General features: G+C 57.2%; 18 protein-coding genes. 9 read left to right on the top strand and 9 right to left on the bottom strand.

The features are described 5' to 3' along the window. Positions 1–33: 33 nt before the first annotated feature. Genes glnE through trmB form a run of 5 tightly spaced genes read right to left on the bottom strand, consistent with a single transcriptional unit; the run spans position 34 to position 5,949 of the window. Positions 34–3,021 carry a bifunctional [glutamate--ammonia ligase]-adenylyl-L-tyrosine phosphorylase/[glutamate--ammonia-ligase] adenylyltransferase gene (gene glnE / locus HALO_RS05000; protein ID WP_050713134.1) on the bottom strand — a complete coding sequence of 996 codons (2,988 nt, stop codon included), beginning with the start codon at positions 3,019–3,021 and terminating at the stop codon, positions 34–36. A 48-nt stretch (positions 3,022–3,069) separates the two neighbouring features. After that, on the bottom strand, positions 3,070–3,441 hold the full coding sequence (locus HALO_RS04995) for a diacylglycerol kinase (protein ID WP_035585554.1): 372 nt from the start codon (positions 3,439–3,441) through the stop codon (positions 3,070–3,072). 34 nt (positions 3,442–3,475) lie between these two features. Continuing rightward, on the bottom strand, positions 3,476–4,948 hold the full coding sequence (gene dacB / locus HALO_RS04990; protein ID WP_035585556.1) for a D-alanyl-D-alanine carboxypeptidase/D-alanyl-D-alanine endopeptidase: 1,473 nt from the start codon (positions 4,946–4,948) through the stop codon (positions 3,476–3,478). A 9-nt stretch (positions 4,949–4,957) separates the two neighbouring features. After that, positions 4,958–5,287 carry a DMT family transporter gene (locus HALO_RS04985; RefSeq protein ID WP_035585558.1) on the bottom strand — a complete coding sequence of 110 codons (330 nt, stop codon included), beginning with the start codon at positions 5,285–5,287 and terminating at the stop codon, positions 4,958–4,960. After that, positions 5,284–5,949, bottom strand: coding sequence for a tRNA (guanine(46)-N(7))-methyltransferase TrmB (trmB, locus tag HALO_RS04980; protein WP_050713133.1), 666 nt, complete (start codon positions 5,947–5,949; stop codon positions 5,284–5,286). Before trmB ends, HALO_RS04985 begins: the two co-directional genes overlap by 4 nt. Positions 5,950–6,139: 190 nt before the next feature. Here trmB and HALO_RS04975 point away from each other — a divergent pair, with 190 nt between their 5' ends. The 7 genes from HALO_RS04975 (at position 6,140) to HALO_RS04945 (ending at position 13,321) form a co-directional block, all read left to right on the top strand. Next, entirely contained in the window at positions 6,140–8,050 is a 1,911-nt protein-coding gene (locus HALO_RS04975) for a beta-ketoacyl synthase (protein ID WP_442905727.1), read from the top strand. Continuing rightward, positions 8,047–8,541 carry a pantetheine-phosphate adenylyltransferase gene (coaD, locus tag HALO_RS04970; RefSeq protein WP_035585562.1) on the top strand — a complete coding sequence of 165 codons (495 nt, stop codon included), beginning with the start codon at positions 8,047–8,049 and terminating at the stop codon, positions 8,539–8,541. The genes HALO_RS04975 and coaD overlap by 4 nt, the downstream gene beginning before the upstream one ends. A gap of 73 nt (positions 8,542–8,614) precedes the next feature. Then, positions 8,615–8,863, top strand: a complete 249-nt coding sequence (locus HALO_RS04965; RefSeq protein ID WP_035585565.1) for a YfhL family 4Fe-4S dicluster ferredoxin — start codon at positions 8,615–8,617, stop codon at positions 8,861–8,863. A 5-nt stretch (positions 8,864–8,868) separates the two neighbouring features. Continuing rightward, positions 8,869–10,173, top strand: coding sequence for an MATE family efflux transporter (locus HALO_RS04960; protein ID WP_050713132.1), 1,305 nt, complete (start codon positions 8,869–8,871; stop codon positions 10,171–10,173). 174 nt (positions 10,174–10,347) lie between these two features. After that, positions 10,348–11,658: a short-chain fatty acid transporter gene (locus tag HALO_RS04955; RefSeq protein WP_035585568.1), complete on the top strand. Its 1,311-nt coding sequence runs from the start codon at positions 10,348–10,350 to the stop codon at positions 11,656–11,658. Between the two features lie 87 nt (positions 11,659–11,745). Further along, complete coding sequence (locus HALO_RS04950; protein WP_035585570.1) at positions 11,746–12,282, top strand: acyl-CoA thioesterase; 537 nt, start codon at positions 11,746–11,748, stop codon at positions 12,280–12,282. Between the two features lie 34 nt (positions 12,283–12,316). Beyond that, positions 12,317–13,321 (top strand): hypothetical protein, encoded by a 1,005-nt coding sequence (locus HALO_RS04945; RefSeq protein ID WP_035585572.1) that lies wholly within the window; start codon positions 12,317–12,319, stop codon positions 13,319–13,321. Position 13,322: 1 nt separating this feature from the next. Here the strand turns inward: HALO_RS04945 and HALO_RS04940 are convergent, their stop codons facing one another. Beyond that, entirely contained in the window at positions 13,323–14,717 is a 1,395-nt protein-coding gene (locus tag HALO_RS04940; protein WP_050713131.1) for an aminotransferase-like domain-containing protein, read from the bottom strand. A gap of 98 nt (positions 14,718–14,815) precedes the next feature. On the opposite strand from HALO_RS04940, the gene HALO_RS04935 reads away from it, so the two are divergent. Next, the gene (locus tag HALO_RS04935; RefSeq protein WP_035585576.1) at positions 14,816–15,421 is read left to right on the top strand and encodes a LysE family translocator; all 606 of its coding nucleotides are present in this window, start codon (positions 14,816–14,818) and stop codon (positions 15,419–15,421) included. Here the strand turns inward: HALO_RS04935 and HALO_RS04930 are convergent. Together HALO_RS04930 and HALO_RS04925 are read right to left on the bottom strand one after the other, a co-directional pair. Beyond that, positions 15,418–15,789, bottom strand: a complete 372-nt coding sequence (locus tag HALO_RS04930) for an I78 family peptidase inhibitor (protein ID WP_035562007.1) — start codon at positions 15,787–15,789, stop codon at positions 15,418–15,420. The genes HALO_RS04935 and HALO_RS04930 overlap by 4 nt on opposite strands. Before the next feature lie 103 nt (positions 15,790–15,892). Next, on the bottom strand, positions 15,893–16,024 hold the full coding sequence (locus tag HALO_RS04925) for an entericidin A/B family lipoprotein (RefSeq protein WP_027958626.1): 132 nt from the start codon (positions 16,022–16,024) through the stop codon (positions 15,893–15,895). A gap of 174 nt (positions 16,025–16,198) precedes the next feature. Between HALO_RS04925 and HALO_RS04920 the strand changes: the two genes are divergently transcribed. Continuing rightward, a complete protein-coding gene (locus HALO_RS04920) occupies positions 16,199–16,618 on the top strand; it encodes an HIT domain-containing protein (RefSeq protein ID WP_035562004.1) in 420 nt (139 codons plus the stop codon). Positions 16,619–16,626: 8 nt separating this feature from the next. Here the strand turns inward: HALO_RS04920 and HALO_RS04915 are convergent, their stop codons facing one another. After that, on the bottom strand, positions 16,627–17,640 hold the full coding sequence (locus tag HALO_RS04915) for a nickel/cobalt transporter (RefSeq protein WP_035585578.1): 1,014 nt from the start codon (positions 17,638–17,640) through the stop codon (positions 16,627–16,629). Positions 17,641–17,684: the final 44 nt, after the last annotated feature.

Genomic DNA, 17,684 nt, shown 5'->3' with positions numbered 1-17,684 from the left:
GTTATCACTGTTTCTTCCTGATTAGCCGTCTGACTAGTGGTTATCAGCGCTGGAAGGCTCAAGAAAACGCTGCCAGAGCGCGGTGACGATATCGCGATGAGCACGGAACTCTTCACCATCGCTAAGCGCTTTTTCACCGGTAAGCGCCGCTCGATGGGTAGCGCTACGATAAGCCAGATAAGCCTCGCGAAGGCGCTCCGCCTCTTCTGCTGGTAAGTGCCCACTCTCGGTCAGGCTCTCTAGAATACGGATATTATCGCTATAGGTCAGTAACCCAGGTGTTTGGTGAGCAAGTGCTAACACCGCGTATTGGCAGAGAAACTCAATATCCACCATCCCGCCTGCATCATGTTTGACGTTGAAGGTCTGGCTGGTGGTTTTACTGCCCAGGTGGTCGCGCATTTTGTGACGCATCTTGACCACCTCTTCGCGCAACGCAGCTTTATCGCGCTCAGCGCCTAGGATATCGCCCCGCAACTGGCTGAACTTCTCGGCCAGCGCAGCGCTACCCGCCACCACTCGGGCACGCACCAATGCCTGGTGCTCCCAGGTCCAGGCATTCTGACGCTGGTACTCAGCGAAGGCTTTGAGCGATGTCACCAATAGCCCGGAATTTCCCGATGGGCGCAGGCGCATATCCACTTCATAAAGCGTGCCGGTGGGCGTTACCGCGGTAAGCAGGTGAATAATTCGCTGCCCCAGGCGGGTAAAAAACACCGCTGTATCAATGGGCCGTGGGCCGTCGGTCGAGCCTTGACCATCGCTATCGTGAAGAAAAACCAGGTCTAAATCCGAGCTATAGCCAAGCTCAATGCCCCCCAGCTTGCCGTAGCCGACAATCAGAAACTCAGCCTCTCCTGCATTCAGCCCCTCAGGAACGCCGTGCTTACGGGTAATATGTTTCCAGGCCATGGCTAACACGGCATCGAGAATCACTTCGGCGATAAAGGTTAAGTAATCGCTTACTTTCATTAGATGTCGCGTGCCCGAGATATCCGACGCCGCTACGTGCAGCGTTTGCGCGTGTTTGAAAACGCGCAGCGCCTCTAGTTGGGCCTCTTCATCATCCTCTGGCAGGCGATTCAGCGTTTGACGCAGCTCATCGGCCAGGCGCGCTTTATCGGCGGGGGTATACAGCGTTTCAGGGGTTAGCAGCTCGTCGAGCAGGATCGGGTAGCGCGACAGCTGTTCGGCGATCCATGGGCTGGCGGCGCATAGGCGCATCAGGTGCTCAAGCGCCTGAGGGTTTTCGCGCAACAGCGCTAGATAAGCGGTGCGTCGCAGCACGGCTTCAATCAGCGGCTGCACCCGCACCAGCGCCGTATCCGGTGCGTCATTGTCTGCCACGGCATCCAGCAGTAGCGGCATTAACGCATCCAGGCGCTCAAAGCCAATTCGCTGCATGCTTTGCACTTGCCGGGAGTGGTAAAGGCTCTGCAGCCGCTTCAAGGCTTTTTCAGGGGCGTGGAAACCCGCCTCTGCGAGGTGCGCGCAGGCCTCCTCCGCCTCTAACTCGCCGCGCCAAATAAGCCGCCACTGGGCCAAGCCAAGCTGGCTATCATCATTGGCCTCGTCGACATCCTCCTCGGGGTCGGCAATCACGGCATCAAAGTGCTGGCGCACTCGCTCGCGCACCTCTTCAAGCTGGGCGACCAGCCCCGGCCAGTCTTCATGGCCCATGGCGAAGGCTACCCGTTCGCGGTCACTGTCATCGCTGGGCAGAGTTTGCGTCTGGCGGTCTTCCAGCGCCTGGAGCGCATGCTCCACATCGCGTAAAAAGGCGTAATCAGGCAGCAGCTCATCAACCACTTCCTGGGGCAGCAGGCCTAGCTCGGGCAGGCGATTGAGCGCCGTGTTCAGCGACGTCACCTGTAGCTCCGTATCGCGGCCACCGCGAATCAATTGAAACGCTTGCACCACGAACTCTMCCTCGCGGATGCCGCCGGGGCCGAGCTTGATATTGCTCTGCATGCCTTTACGCTTTACTTCACGGTTGATCATCGCTTTCAGCTCGCGCAGCGACTCAATGGCACCAAAATCGAGATATTTGCGATACACAAAGGGGCGCAGCCCGGCCAGGAGTTCGTCGCCCGCGTCTACATCCCCGGCGACCGGGCGCGCTTTCAACATCGCGTAGCGCTCCCACTCGCGGCCTTGGTCCTGATAGTAGCTGGAGAGCATGGCAAAATTGCCCACCAACGGGCCGCCGTCCCCCAGCGGCCGCAAGCGCATATCAACGCGGAAAGCGAAGCCGTCGGCGGTCATGGCATCTAACGCGGCGATCAGCTTTTGCCCCAGCTTGGTAAAGTACTCCTGATGCTCTAACGGCTTGCGCCCGCCTTGGGTTTCKCCTTTTTCAGGGAAGGCAAAGATCAGATCGATATCGGAAGAGAGATTCAGCTCTCCCGCGCCCAGCTTGCCCATGCCCAGAATCACCAGACGCTGGGGTATACCGTCCTGGCGTGGAGCAGGTAAGCCCCAACGCGGCGCATAAAACTGCTMAAGCCAGGTTAATGCCGCCTCTAAACAAATTTCAGCCAGCTCGGATACCGCCCTGGCGGTATCCCACATGAGATAGCCGGGAGCACGGTTAAGGKCGCGCCAAATAATCCCCAGCATACGCTTGCGGCGAAAACGGCGAACCGCCCGCTGCAGGGCTTCTTCGTCCTCGGCGTTTTCAAGCGACTCACTCAGCCAGCTGGCCAGCTCATCACGCCCAGGGTTTACATCCAGTTCTCCGGCTATATCCAGTTCAACCAGCCAGTGAGGGAAACGCACCAGGGTATCCAGCGCAAAGGTCGAAATCGCCAGCACTTTAGCCAACGCTTCACGGCGCTGCTCCGAGAGCGCCTGCCAGCTACTGGACGGTGGCTCCTGTTTGGTCATCTCGGCGACATTGTCGGCTTGAGCAAGCGCCTCGCTTAGCCGCTTCCAGGCGGATTGAGTGGCTTTTTGTAACGACGCTGGCAGCGTCGACAACGGTAAAAAATCGTCGTTCCTAAGTCCTTTAAATGCTTGCATAACGACCTCGCTGACAGCGTGTTAAAAAAGTGCGGCTTTTAACTCAGCTTAGCCAAAGAATTTTTCCCAGCCCAATAGCCCCCAGGTGAGACCGGCCATCATCAGCGACAGCATCACCGCCGCCGAACCAATATCCTTGGCCCTTCCAGAAAGCTCGTGGTGCTCGGTGCCGATCCGGTCAACGACATTTTCAATCGCACTGTTAAGCAGCTCCACTATGAGGACAAAAAACAGGCTGCTCACCAGCAGTAGCCAGCTGATGGGACCTTCGCCAATCCACCAGGCGAAGGGTAGCAACACAACCGTAATGCCTACCTCTTGGCGGAAAGCCGCTTCGTTTCTAAACGCCGCTTTTAAGCCTTTCCACGAATAACGCGTGGAGTGAACCAAATGGGTTAAACCGGTATGCCCAGGTTTCATGCAAGTCGCCTCACCTTGTGAGCGTGGAGTTTGATTAGTTGGCTAATATCATTGCTTCTAGATCCAGTGACAACGGATCCAGCACTTCAGACCAGCTTAAATACGGCGTGCTGCTGTTACCATTGACCATAACGCTAAACACCCCCCAGCGCCCCTGCGCGGTGCGAAAATAGCCCGCTGCTGCGCGCACGGCAAAGGGTTGGTTAAGCGTGCCGGTTTTGATCATGACGTTATTTTGAAACGTGGAGGAACCTCGCCGAATAAAGCGCATTACCCCATTAGCTGGCGACTGAAAGGCCGCCACAAAGCTGGGAAACAGGCTGCTTTGACGAAACATATCCTCCAGCATCACGTTAACGCCCTGGGCCGATGTGCGGTTTTCAGTGGTCAGCCCGCTGCCACTGTAGAGGGTTAACGGCCCGTGTCCGGGCAGGCTCTGAGCGTACGTTTCAATCGCTTGGCCGGCTTGGCGTAGCTGCGCCTGGGGCGTCTCGACGAGATCCAGCGCCAGCACATCAGCCATGTAGTTATTGGAGTAGTTCATGATGCGCAGCAATAGCTCTTGCAGTGGTTGGCTGTCCACCGCGGCCAAACGCTGGGCACTGCCGGGCGGTTGCGACGAGCTGACGCGCCACGGTTCGCGCACCTGTATCCCCGCCTGATTCAACATGCCCATCAACACTTGCGCGGTGGTTTCGGCGGCATCCCCCGCGCCACGATAGACATCACGGGCAGTGGCATTGGTGGAAATCTGCCCCGTCAGACGCATCACGTCGCCGCGCTCATCAGTGATACGCTCAGCGCTAATCTCAGTACCACTATTGGCCGGTCGAGTGACGACTTGGTTATCGATGGTAATCAGCGATGTCTGGCTATCGCACAGCCCCACCTGGGCAGGTGCTCCTGCGCTAGTGGCAGGAGCGACATTGACGCACCAACTGCCGAAGTTAACCCCTGCCGAGGAGAGCGGCGCGCTATACGCATTGGCGACCCGATTGAGCGCATTGCAGCGGTCGGTGGTAATACAGTCCACCGCCCCAAAGCGCCACTGGCTGACCACCAAAGCGCCATCAACCTCGCGCACCCCGGCTAAGTGCAAGCGCTGCACCAAACGCCACAGATTTTCAGTGGTGAGGCCCGGGTCCCCACCGCCCTCAAACACCAAATCGCCGCGCAGCACGCCATTATCAATGCTAGCTGCGCTGACCAGTTGGCTGGTAAAGCGGTGTTGGGGGCCAAAACGGTTCAGCGCCGCCGCGGATAGGTAGGCTTTAGTGACCGAAGCGGGTGACAGCTGGCGATCCGGGGTAATGCTGCCTAACAGTGTATTGGCGCCTGAGCCAGCATCCAAAAGGCGGGCCTCGGCGCTAATCGAAAAGCCTTTATTTTGCAGCTGACCCAGGCGATTAAAATCGGCGAGCAGGCTGGTACTGGCACACAGAGCCAGCGTGGCAACACCGGTCATCAGCGACCAGCGCCGCATACGCTTACGAGCAAAACGACCCATTACAATACCTCAATGCACATTCATTTTAGAAAACACTTGCAGCATGACTACACCGGCTACTATCAAGCTAATCCCTACTACCGCCGGTAAATCAGGCTTTTCACCGAACACCACTATGCCGACTAAGGTGACCAGCACAATGCCTAGGCCTGCCCAAATCGCATAGGCGACCCCCACCGGCAGCGTACGCAGTACCAGGCTGAGCAAATAAAAGGCTAGCCCGTAGCCCACCACAACCACCACGCTGGGCAGCGGGCGGGTAAACCCCAAGGAGGCCTTTAGGGCACTCGTAGCGATCACTTCAGCCACAATCGCCAACACCAAATAAACAAACGTCATGTTCGCTCCAAATCAACACATAAACGCCACAGTGCCTGGCCACTTCGAGCATACTTAGCCTCGAACGGCGTTAAATAGTCATCTTTAGGCGCAATTTCAGTCACTGCTGCCTGTTGACCGGTTACCTGCGCCACCGCCAAAGCAAACTCTTCAACATAAAGTGACCAGTTGGAGCGCAATTCAAGGCGCCCACCAAGCGCCAACAGTGTGGGTAAAACCGCATGCCCATGCCAGCGCATTTTTAGATGCCCCGCCTTGGGGTAAGGGTTGGGATAAAGCAGAAAGTGATACTCAGGCGCCCAGCCAGCTTGGTAGGCCAAACGCCAAAAGTCGACAAGATCGGCTCTTACCAGCAGTGCGTTGTCTGGCAGCTTGCCGTGGTCACGCCCCAGGCGATCTTCGCTGCGATCAATGCCCATCACCGCATGGGCGGGGAACTGCGCCGCCAGTTGGCGTGTCGATACCCCCACACCGCAGCCTGAATCCAGTATCAACGGTGCTTGACGGCTAGCTAACCACTCAGCCGCCTGGGCAAAATTATTCTGGGTATGTTCGGCGATCGGTTTACGCAGTGGATGGGTCAGCGCGCGATTGACTCGGCGGGCCAAATCCTGGTGCGGGCCTGGCTGATTAGACGTCACTGTTCGAGAATTATKCTGCATGCCATCACTCGGCTGAAAAGCGTAATTCTATCAGTCTCGAACGCTTGCGGCATGACGCCGTTGCGCACCCGGTGCTATGATCACGCCTAACGAATTTATTAGTGACCTTATTAAGCGCATGGTACTGGGCCAAATCTGCCATGACCGTTGCCAATAATTGTTACCACCACCGTATTAAGAGGAACCCGGCTTGTCACACTTACCGGTGATTGTCGGCATGGGCGGCATCAATCCCGCTGGCAGAACCTCTGGCCATCAGGCCTTCCGCCGCACTGTGCTTGATGCCCTTCCTGCTGACCAGCAACGCCAGACACTGGAAGGCTTGGCGGCGCTTATGCGCCTAGTAGAGCACTCCGAAAAAGGGTGGCACGACAGTCAAGGCCACCCCATAGAGGCCCCGGCTCAGTCGCTGCGTGATCAGGTATTGAACCACACCCTGATCCGCCGCAATGAAGACCCGCGCTTTCTAGATCCCGGCATGCCGTCTAATCGGCACGCCAGCATGCAGTTGGCCGAGCCGCTACGTTTTACCCTGCGCCGCCGCCAACTGCCTGAAAATCTGCCCGCTGATTGGCAGGTACGCGATATTGATGCCCGCGAGGTAGAAGTCAGTGTGCCCGCCGGAGTGCTTGAAGTACTGCTGCCTGACGCCCAGCTACCCAAGGTTCGCGCGGCGGCTCAGCTACCCAGCGGCTTTGACCCGGCGAGCCTCTACCGCAGTGTGCACCACCCCCGCGGCCTATCGCTGGCGGTATTTGGCGCAAGCGACTGCCTGGGCGCCAGCGGCCTCTCCTGGGAGACACTGCGTCAGCAGTTAAACCCGGATCATATTGCCGTGTACGCAGGTAACTCCATTGGCCAGTTAGACGATCAGGGCTGGGGCGGCTTACTGAAAAGCTTGGTGAGCGGCCAGCGTGCCACCTCCAAGCAGATGCCGCTGGGCTATGGTCAGATGCCCGCCGACTTTTTGAATGCCTATGTACTCGGCAGCGTGGGCGGCACCGGGGCGGCTCTTGGCGCTTGCGCTAGTTTTCTCTACAACCTGCGGCTGGGCATTGACGACATTCGGGCCGGACGCCGCCGTGTGGTGATGGTAGGCACCGCGGACGCCCCCATTACGCCGGAGATTATAGAGGGCTTCAGGGCCATGGGCGCGCTGGCCGACGACGCGGGCCTGAAAGCCCTGGATGCGCTGGAGCTGCTCACCGACAGCGATTACCAGCGCGCCTGCCGTCCCTTTGCGCGCAACTGCGGCTTTACCATGGCGGAAGCCAGCCAGTTTGTGCTGCTGATGGACGATGCGCTGGCAATGGAAGTCGGCGCGGATATTCTCGGCGCGGTGCCTGACGTATTCGTCAATGCCGACGGTTACAAGCGCTCGATTTCGGCGCCGGGGATTGGTAATTACATCACCCTGGGTAAAGCGACTGCGCTGGTGCGCGATATCCTGGGTGAAAAAGCCCTTAAAGAGCGCAGCTTTTTGCATGCGCACGGCACCAGCACCCCCAAAAACCGCATTACCGAATCCCATGTATTCGACGAAATCGCCCGCGCCAACGGCATTAACGACTGGCCGGTGGTGGCCATCAAAGCCTTTATCGGTCACTCCCAAGGCTCCGCGGCGGGAGACCAGTTGGCAAGCGCCCTGGGCAGCTTTGCCCACGACTTGCTGCCAGGCATCCCTACCCTGGATGCCGTCGCCGACGATGTGTATGCCGAACGGCTACACTTCTCGCAAACGGCACAAACATTTCGTGCAGACGCTGCCTTTATTAACGCCAAGGGCTTCGGCGGCAACAATGCCACCGGCGTGGTGCTGTCACCTGCAGTCACCGAGCGCCTGCTGACTCAGCGCCACGGCGCAGACGCGGTCAGCGCCTGGAAAACGCGTCGGGTCGCAACCCGCGAAGCGGCAGCTGCCTACCTTGCCCAGGCAGACTTTGGCCACTACGCACCACGCTACCAGTTTGGCGAAGCGGTACTCGAAGGCCCAGAGCTGGACATTCATGCGGATCGGATTCATATCCCCGGTTACGCTCATGCCGTCTCATTAACCAGCGACAATCCGTTTGGCCGCCTGGACGAGGAGAGCGAGGAATGAGCACGCGCAAGCTTAATATCGCCGTCTACCCCGGCACCTTCGACCCTATCACCAACGGCCATTTTGATCTCATTGAACGTGGTGCACGCATGTTCGACAAAGTGGTCATCGCAGTGGCGGCAAGTCCCGGAAAAAGCCCCCACCTCGACCTGGAAACACGCATGGCGCTGGCCAAAACGGTGTGTGCGTCGCTCCCCAACGTTGAGGTAATCGGCTTTTCGACCCTGCTCACAACCATGATGCACGAGCAGGGGGCGACGATCATTCTGCGCGGCCTGCGCGCGGTCTCCGACTTTGAGTACGAGCTTCAGCTGGCCAATATGAACCGGGCGCAGAATCCGGAGCTTGAGAGCGTGTTTTTAACCCCCGCGGTGGAGAATTCATATATCTCCTCAACCATCGTGCGCGAAATTGCCAAGCTGGGTGGCGATATTTCTCCGCTGGTGCATCCACAGGTCGCCGAAGCGCTGCGTAACCACTACACTAGCTAGCCAACGCTATTGTTGAGTAAAACACTCAGGTACTCGTTAGCCTGGGTGTGAATGCCATCTGCGAGGTATGCCCATGGCCCTGATGATTACCGATGAATGCATTAACTGCGACGTCTGCGAGCCCGAATGCCCCAACGATGCTATCTCCCCCGGCGAGGAGATTTACGTCATCGACCCAAACTTATGCACCGAGTGCGTCGGTCACTACGACGAACCTCAGTGCCAGCAAGTCTGCCCGGTGGACTGCATTCCACTTGACCCTGAGCGCCACGAGACCCAAGAGCAGCTGATGAAGAAGTACCGCATCATCACTGCTGCCTAAGCCTCATGCGGATTTGGGCCCTCGCCTGGCCAATCATCCTTTCTAATATCACCGTCCCCCTACTTGGGCTGGTAGATACCGCTGTGGTCGGGCACCTGCCCGACTCCCGCTATCTGGCGGGCGTCACCCTCGGCGCTACACTGTTTAGCTTCCTCTACTGGGGCTTTGGCTTTTTGCGCATGGGCACCACAGGGCTAGTCGCCCAAGCCATGGGCCGCGAGAGTGACTCGGATGTGCGCAATCTACTGGGGCAATCGCTGATCATGGCGCTGGTGATCGGCAGCCTGCTGATTGTGTTTGCCTCACCGCTGATTACGCTGGGTTTGTGGCTGTTAGATGGCAGCGAAGTAGCCACCCMCTTAGCGCGAGAGTACGCCCATATTCGCCTATGGTCTGCGCCCGCGGTGCTTGCCAACTACGCCATTCTGGGCTGGTTTTTGGGCCAACAGAATTCCCGCGTCACGCTGATGATTCTGCTGCTCACCAACAGCGTTAATATCGTGCTGGATTTATGGTTTGTGGTGGGTTTGGGGATGACCAGCAACGGCGTTGCCTGGGCGAGCGTGATCGCCGACTATAGTGCGTTAGCGTTCGGCAGCTACTTAGTGCTGCGCCAGCTAGCCCGACTAGAGGGCCATTTTTTGCGCGAGCGTCTGCTGGCACTGGCGGCCTACACAGCGCTATTTAACGTCAACGCCAACCTGTTTGTGCGCACCCTCGGCCTGCTATTTGCCATGGCGTTCTTTACCGCCCAAGGCGCTCGTCAGGGTGATACGGTGCTCGCTGCCAACGCTGTCCTGCTGCAATTTATTATGCTCACCAGCTATGCTCTGGATGGCTTTGCCCATGCGGCCGAATCGCTGATTGGGCGCGCCTATGGGCGCAAGGATTGGCGTGAGTTTGCGACCACCGTGCGTGCTGCTGCGCGTTTCTCATTCTGGACAGCGGGTGCCGCCGCCCTGTTGTTCGCGCTAGGCGGCAATGCATTGATTGCGCTGCTTACTGGCCTTGAAGAGGTGCGCGCGACCGCGGCACAGTATTTGCCATGGATGGTCGTTATGCCGCTGATTGCGGTATGGAGCTATCTACTCGACGGGGTATTTATTGGCACCACCGCGGTACGTGAAATGCGCAACAGTATCTTTATTGGCCTGGCCGCCTATCTTCCCATCTGGTGGCTAACCCAGGGGCTAGGCAACCATGGGCTGTGGCTTTCGTTTATGCTGTTTACGCTGGTTCGCTCAACCGTCCTGATTCACTACTATTATTTTCTCTACCACCGCCGTTACCGCCTGACTCACTGGCGTTAACATATCCACGCTTGGCCATAACGGCGCTAACGTGAGATTAGCCGGACAGCTTCAACGTGAAAAACGCCGCACTCCCCCGTATATTAGCTATGTACTTGCACTGCGTAGGCACTTCAAAGACCTTGCAAAGACCTTGCTTAGCCACTTCCTAATAATGAATAAAGAGAGCATCCCATGCTTAAAATGATCTCAAAACCGGCGGTAAAGCTGGTAGAGCGCTATCTCCCAGATCCGTATATTTTCGTGCTGCTGCTAACGTTAATTGCCTCGGTTGCCGCCATTGCCATTGAGCGCCAAACACCCCTGGCGGTGCTGCGCTTCTGGGGCGATGGCTTCTGGGGCTTGTTGACGTTCTCGATGCAGATGCTGTTGGTGCTGGTCACCGGTTTTATGCTGGCAAGCTCACCGCCGGTAAAACGCATTCTGCAAAAAATCGCCGCTACTGCTAAATCCCCGGGCGGCGCCATTATCCTAGTCACACTGGTGTCATTAGCGGCCAGTTGGATTAACTGGGGCTTTGGCCTTGTGGTCGGCGCGCTATTTGCCAAAGAGCTGGCTCGGCTGATCCGCGTTGACTACCGGCTACTCGTCGCCAGCGCCTACTCTGGTTTTGTGGTGTGGCACGGCGGTTTGGCGGGCTCGATACCACTGACCATCGCCACCGAAGGGCATTTTTCCGCCGACCAGATTGGCGTGATTGGCACCGGTTCAACGATTTTCGCCTTATTTAACCTCGGCATCGTGGTCTGCCTGTTTATTGCCATTCCGTTGGTAAACCGCATGATGCTGCCGGATGAGAAGGATAGCGTCTACGTCGACCCCAGCGTGCTGAATGATGAGCCGGAACCGGTTGGTCGCCTTACCCGCCCGGCGGAGCGCCTGGAAAACAGCATGACCCTCGCCCTGCTGGTCGGCGTGCCGGGGCTACTGTTCTTGCTGGATCACTTTTTGCTGCGCGGCGGCGGTTTAAACCTTAACGTCGTCAATTTCCTGTTTCTGTTCTTAGCCATTGTGCTGCACCGCACGCCCCGCAACCTGCTCAATAGCTTGAATGAAGCGATTAAAGGCGGCGCGGGGATTGTCATCCAATTCCCCTTTTATGCGGGCATTATGGCCATTATGGTTCAGTCTGGGCTGGCAGAGAGTATGTCTGAGTGGCTGGTCTCCTTTGCCACCGCTACGACACTGCCGTTCTGGTCGTTTATCAGCGCAGGGATTGTCAATCTGTTCGTCCCCTCCGGCGGCGGCCAGTGGGCTGTGCAAGCGCCGGTGATGCTGCCTGCCGCTGAGGCCCTGGGGGCTGACATTCCACGGGTAGCCATGGCAGTGGCCTGGGGCGATGCCTGGACCAACCTGCTGCAACCTTTCTGGGCGCTACCGGTACTCGCCATTGCCGGGCTGAAGGCCAAAGATATTATGGGTTTCTGCCTGATTCAGCTTTTTATCACCGGTATTATCATCTCCGTGGGCCTATTGTGGTTTTAATAAGCGCATCGTTCTAAATCAATAGCCAACGGCTGCCCTGAGGAAGGGGCAGCCGTTAACCGTAGCAAATCACCGCAGGAGCACCGTATGACAGACGCCGAACTCAGCGCGAACGCTGCCCTGCCTGGGCAGCATGAACTCTCCATGACCGTACTGATGACGCCCGACATGGCAAATTTCAGCGGCAAAGTGCATGGCGGCGCGATTCTTAAAAAGCTCGATGAAGTCGCTTTTGCTTGCGCCAGCCGCTATTCGGGCCACTATGTGGTGACACTGTCGGTGGATCAGGTGCTGTTTAAACAGCCGATTCATGTCGGCGAGCTGGTGACCTTTTTAGCCAGCGTCAATCATGTTGGCCGCTCGTCAATGGAAGTGGGCATTAAGGTCGTAGCAGAAGATATTCGCAATAAGCTGATCCGTCATACCAACAGCTGCTACCTGACCATGGTCGCTGTGGATGAGGACGGAAAACCCGCCAGCGTACCGCCGCTCAGCTTGGCAACGCCCTTACAGCAGCTACGCTTTGAAAAGGCGGCTTTACGCAAGAAGTTACGCAAACAGGCCGAGAAAGAAGAGCTGTTTACCCAGCATCAGTACCCGCCTAAGACCCAGTCAAAAACATAGCCCTCGACGCCCCATCCAACGACAAGGAGTTCGTATGCCCGCCAGGGAACGCTACCCGCACCTGCCTAAAGCGGTTGAATACGCCCATATTGGTTGGGATTTTTTCATTCTGACGCTGGTGGTGATTAACCTCGCGCTACTGCTGTTTGATTCACTGTTTCTGCTCGGCCCTATTAACCAAGGCATCGCCAATCTCGCGCCCGGTTTTCATACTTTCTACGATGAGGTGATTCATAGCCGCTTCATCACCATCGACTTGGTATTTGTCAGCTTTTTTATCGTCGATGTACTGTTGGGCTGGTCAATTGCCATTGCCGAGCGGCGCTACCACCGCTGGTTTTTCTACCCCTTCGTGCACTGGTATGACGTGCTGGGCTGCATTCCCCTCGCAGGCTTCCGCCTGCTGCGTATTCTACGCGTGGTATCGTTAATCAATCGGCTGCATCGCCTCGGCCTTATTGATGTTACCCACTGGTATGTCTATCAATTTGTTGCCAAGTATTACGATATTCTGCTGGAGGAGCTTTCTGACCGTATCGCGCTACGGCTATTGGGCAATGTACAGCAGCAGATACGCGCCAGCGATTCGCTGACCGAGCGCGTGATTGAGCGTGTGATCATGCCCCGCAAGTCGCAGCTGATTCATGAGATTGCGCAGCGGTTGGAGAGCACTATCGGCAAAGCGTACCAGCACAACCGTCAGTCCATTATGGCGGCGATCAGCGATTTGGTTAGCCGTACGCTCCGGGAAAGCCCCGAGATTCAGCGCCTTAACCGCCTGCCCATGGGGCAGCAGGCCACCAGCGCTATGGAGGCATCACTCAGTGGCGTCGCCCAGCGACTAGTCGATGAGCTGCTGCTAGGTATTCATTCCGATGAGTTTAGGCAGTTAGTTGAGCGCACCGCCGACAGCGGCTTCGACACTTGGCTAACGGTTGACGAAGGCAGCAATCGCGTTACCGAGCAGGTGATGTATGACATTCTCGAAATGCTTAAAGACCAGATAAGCCATCAAGGCTGGAAAGACCGCTATGAATAATTCATAAGGKGGCGGGGGCTAACGGCCGCTCGCCCAAACAGGCGGCAACAATGCCCAATGCCTGAATGAGTTCGCTGCGATCCGCCGCGGCCCCAACACATAGACGAATGGCTTGGGGTGCGGGGGTGCTGCCCACACAAAAGGGCTCAGCGCTGCTTACCTTAACGCCCCGCTGCAGTAGCCGATCACACAGCTCTACGGCCCGGCTTCCCTCTGGCAGCGTCAACCATACATTACTGCTGTGGGAGCGCCCGCTTAGGGTAAACCCTTGCAGCCATTGGGCGGCCAACTGTTGACGCTCCGCTAACTCTTGGGTCTGCCAGGTAAGTAGTTTTTCCGCCGCGGCTTGGTTAATCCAGTGGCAGACCACGTCGACCATTAGCGGCGGCACCATCCAACTCTGGGCGCGCAGGCCAGTCGCTAACCGCTCGTGCAAACTTTTAGGCGCCCGCAGCACGCCAATTCGCAGCCCCCCCGCCAACACTTTAGCGGTGCTAAACACAAACAGTGTGCGTTCTGGCGCAAGCTTGTAAAGAGGCGTACCACGCTGCTCAGCGGGTAGATATTGCACGCCGTCTTCAATCAGCCAGATATCATGGCGCCTCGCCAGCGCCACCAGCTGTTCGCGACGCGGCGCGCTTAAACACGCGCCGGTGGGGTTGTTCTGCTCCGGCGTAAGATAAATCGCTCTCGGCGGCTGCCGGGCACACTGCGCCTCCAGCAGATCCATGCGCATCCCTTCGCTGTCTTGACCAATCCCTACCAACTTGAGATGACCTTGCTGCGCTGCGCTGATGGCACCGGGGTAGGTCAAGGCATCGGCAGCCAGCAGCTCGCCCGGCCGTAGCAAGGTGCTGAGCGCCAGACTAATGCCGTGCTGGCCACCTTGGGTGATCAGCAGTTCATCAGCCATCAGAGACATGCCTAAGGTATTTAACCAGCGAGCCAGCACCTCACGATGCTCGCGACGCCCCTGGGACTCTTGGTAAGTCACACCCCGCGCTAATGCTGCACCGGATTGGCTTAAGGCGAGCAGCGCTTCGCTCAACAGCGACTGTCGCAACGGGTGGGGCGGAGGCAGGCTAAGACTTAAATCGATCACACCGGCCGTTTCATCAGCGGGAAACGTCAGGCTAACAGCGTTGTCTTGCGTTTTGCTCCTCACATAGGTGCCGCTACCCACCCGTGCCGATACCCAACCGCTGCGTTCAGCTTCAGCGTAACCCCGGGTTACCGTGCCGATGGTCACCCCTAGCGCATCAGCCAAACGGCGCTGGGGCGGCAAGCGCTCCCCAGGCAGTAGTTCACCTGCCTGGATAGCGGTTTCAATGGCGCTGGCAATAGCGCGATAGCGTGAACCAGAAAACTCAGCGAGCGAAGGCACCCACATTGTCATGGTGACAATAAAACCTTTGACGTTAATTTAATCCCCATTATGCTAACAATAGGCGATCTAAAGCAATCCTCAACCACAAATTGTATGGATACAATAAAATGAACAGCGAATGGGTAATCCTCGGTCCGGCCGCGCTCTATATGATGTCGATGACGCTTACCCCTGGGCCAAATAACGTTATGCTTACCGCTTCTGGCGCCAACTTCGGCTTTAAGCGCACATTGCCGCATATGTGGGGAATTTTAGGTGGCTGCTTTTTACTCTTTGCGGGCATAGCGCTGGGCTTGGGCGTGCTGTTTGAACGCTACCCTGCAATTCAAACCGCGTTGCGCTGGGTAGGCAGCGCGTATTTGCTCTATTTGGCTTGGAAAATTGCCAGCGCCCCGCCGCCCAATCTTCACGTCCAAGCCCATAGCGTACCGTTTACGTTCTGGCAGGCTGCGGCGTTTCAGTTCGCCAACCCTAAAGCATGGGTAATGGGACTGGCGCTGATGGCGGGTTTTCTACCCGAAAGCGGCCAACCGGTATTTAATGCATTGTTACTTGCTGGCTTTGCTGAGATGGTGGCGCTGCCCTGTATTGCGCTATGGGCTGGCTTTGGTAGTGCAATTGGGCAGTGGATCAAAACAGATGCCGCGTGGCGGGCGTTCAACATCACCATGGGCGTGTTGACCGCCGCCTGCGTCGTACTGATCTTAGGTTAGCCGCAGCGAAGTTCCTCGATGACATCTTGATCATCAAGATGAATATTCAAACGATCCGGGCGGTGGTCCATGGTGGCGGCCTCACCAGGGCGCAATACGCGCGCTTGACGAGTGCTGCTCTCACTTTGTAACTGCGACCCCATTGCTTCATCGAACGGTTCGCCGATGGCGTATTGGATAGCCTCAAGATCGCAGGCAGCTGCCTGCTCTTGATTAGATCCGTTGGGCGTTACCGTTGGCGGCGGTGGCGCAGCGTCTACGTCGTCGTTGGCTGGAGAAATCGGCATTTGCGAGCTAGCACAGGCCGTTAGCAGCATTGCACAAGCGCCAACAGCAGCGAGCTTAGCCAGAATAATACGGGGTTTCATCCTTGAATCTCCAAAAGTAGATTATGAGGGTAGGCTATAAATCCAACGGGCCAGGCGTTAGCCTAGCCCGTTGGATACCACTTGCTTTAAAACGCAGTCTTACTTATTCAGCTGCATCTTGGACGGCTTTACCGCCCTCTTGCACATCTTGGCCAGCGCCAGAGATGGTATTACAACCCGTTAGCACACCCGCTGTCATCAGCAGCATAAAGCTCATGGCCAATAATTTTTTCATTTTTCCGTTCTCCTTAACGAGTTATTCAACATCGGGAAACTCCGCTGGCAACTTAATTTGCCACTTGGGAGTTTTTTCAGGGTAACAGCGTTTTGGCAATCGCGCTCGTTTTCCCTACGTCACTGCGCGGCTGCTATGCTAACAATCATCTAACCGCTGTGTGGAGCCTATCATTTGATCAATTTCGAGCTAGATGAACGCCTTGCCGCCGACACCTTACCTATTGCCGACCTCCCATTAAGCCGCGTGCTGTTAATGAACGACGCGCGTTATCCCTGGGTGATCCTAGTACCGCGCCACGCTTCTATCAGTGAAGTGTTTGAGCTTTCTGCCAATGACCAGCAGCAGCTTTGGCGCGAGGCCACCCAGCTAGGCGATGCAATGAAAGAAGCGCTGGGTGGGGACAAAGTTAATATTGCCGCGCTCGGCAATGTGGTTAGCCAGCTGCATGTGCACGTTGTTATTCGTCGGCACAGCGATGCAACCTGGCCTGCCCCTGTTTGGGGCAACGGCTCACCTAAACCTTACGATCTGGATGAACAAGCACAGTTACGCGACCAACTGCTGGCGCTTATCAATGGACTGGATGTGTAGCCTACCCGTTACCCCGTTAATGGATGGCCTTGCCGCGCAGGTGGCTCATTGAGAAGTGGCCCACTCGCAGGCTGGGCGATACCCGCGACGCTAAGTGAGATGCCCAGTACGACAATCAGCGTACCACCGGCCAGGGCCACCCAGCCGGTGGCTTTTTGCACGCTGCGCTGGCTGTGCTGCTGTTTGGACAATCGCCGCTGCGCCCAGCCGCGGGCTAAAATACTGGCCAGTGCGAGTGCTGACACCGTGAGCCCCGTGCCCAGCGACATAACCACAACAGACGCCACGCCGACTGCGAACTGGCCGAGCAGGCTAGCCGCCCCCAACATTAACACTGCCCCGCTGCATGGGCGCATGCCTATGGCACCGACCGTCATTATCGCCGTACGCCAATCTAACGCCTGCTGCGGCTCAATATGGTGAGCACCGCCGCAACAGTGGCTATGATCATGGTCTTGATGATGCTCGTGGCCTGGGCTGTACGCATGAGCCGCTCGCTGAGGCTGATAGGCTCGCCGCAATTGCTTGACGGCTCGCCAGCATAGCCACGCCCCTAGCGCCGCCACCAGCAGAAAGCTGGCCTGCTCCACCCAGGCAACGCTACCCATGGCCTGGCGAGTGATCCAGCCCAGGCCGTAAACCAGCACCACAATCAGCGCAATGGCGGTCACCCCTTGCAGCAAAGAGGCGGCAAACGACAGCCCCAGGGCGCGCTTTACCGCACCACCGTGGGTGGCTAAGTAGGTCGCCAGGACGGCTTTACCGTGCCCCGGACCGGCGGCATGAAAGACGCCATAGGCGAAGCTAACACTCAGCAAGCTCACCCACGTTGCCATACTGGGGGTGCGTGACAGTTCGGTAATCGCCAGCGTTAGCGAGCGGTGCAGATCACGCTGCCAACCAAGTAGCTGATAGCTAACGCTCTGAAAACCGCCTTGCCAAACAATGATAAGCACTGCTGCGACTAGCAACAGGCCTAGCATTAACCCTAAGTGACGTGTGAAGGGCCTTGTTAAGGACATCTTAACGCTCCAACGCAAAAAATGTTACAAGATAACATAGCTAT

It is taken from the genome of Halomonas sp. R57-5, from assembly GCF_900070345.1.
GTDB lineage: Bacteria > Pseudomonadota > Gammaproteobacteria > Pseudomonadales > Halomonadaceae > Vreelandella > Vreelandella ventosae_B.
The sequence above is the reverse complement of the archived record's forward strand: the minus strand, read 5'-3'. Positions and strand labels throughout refer to the sequence as shown.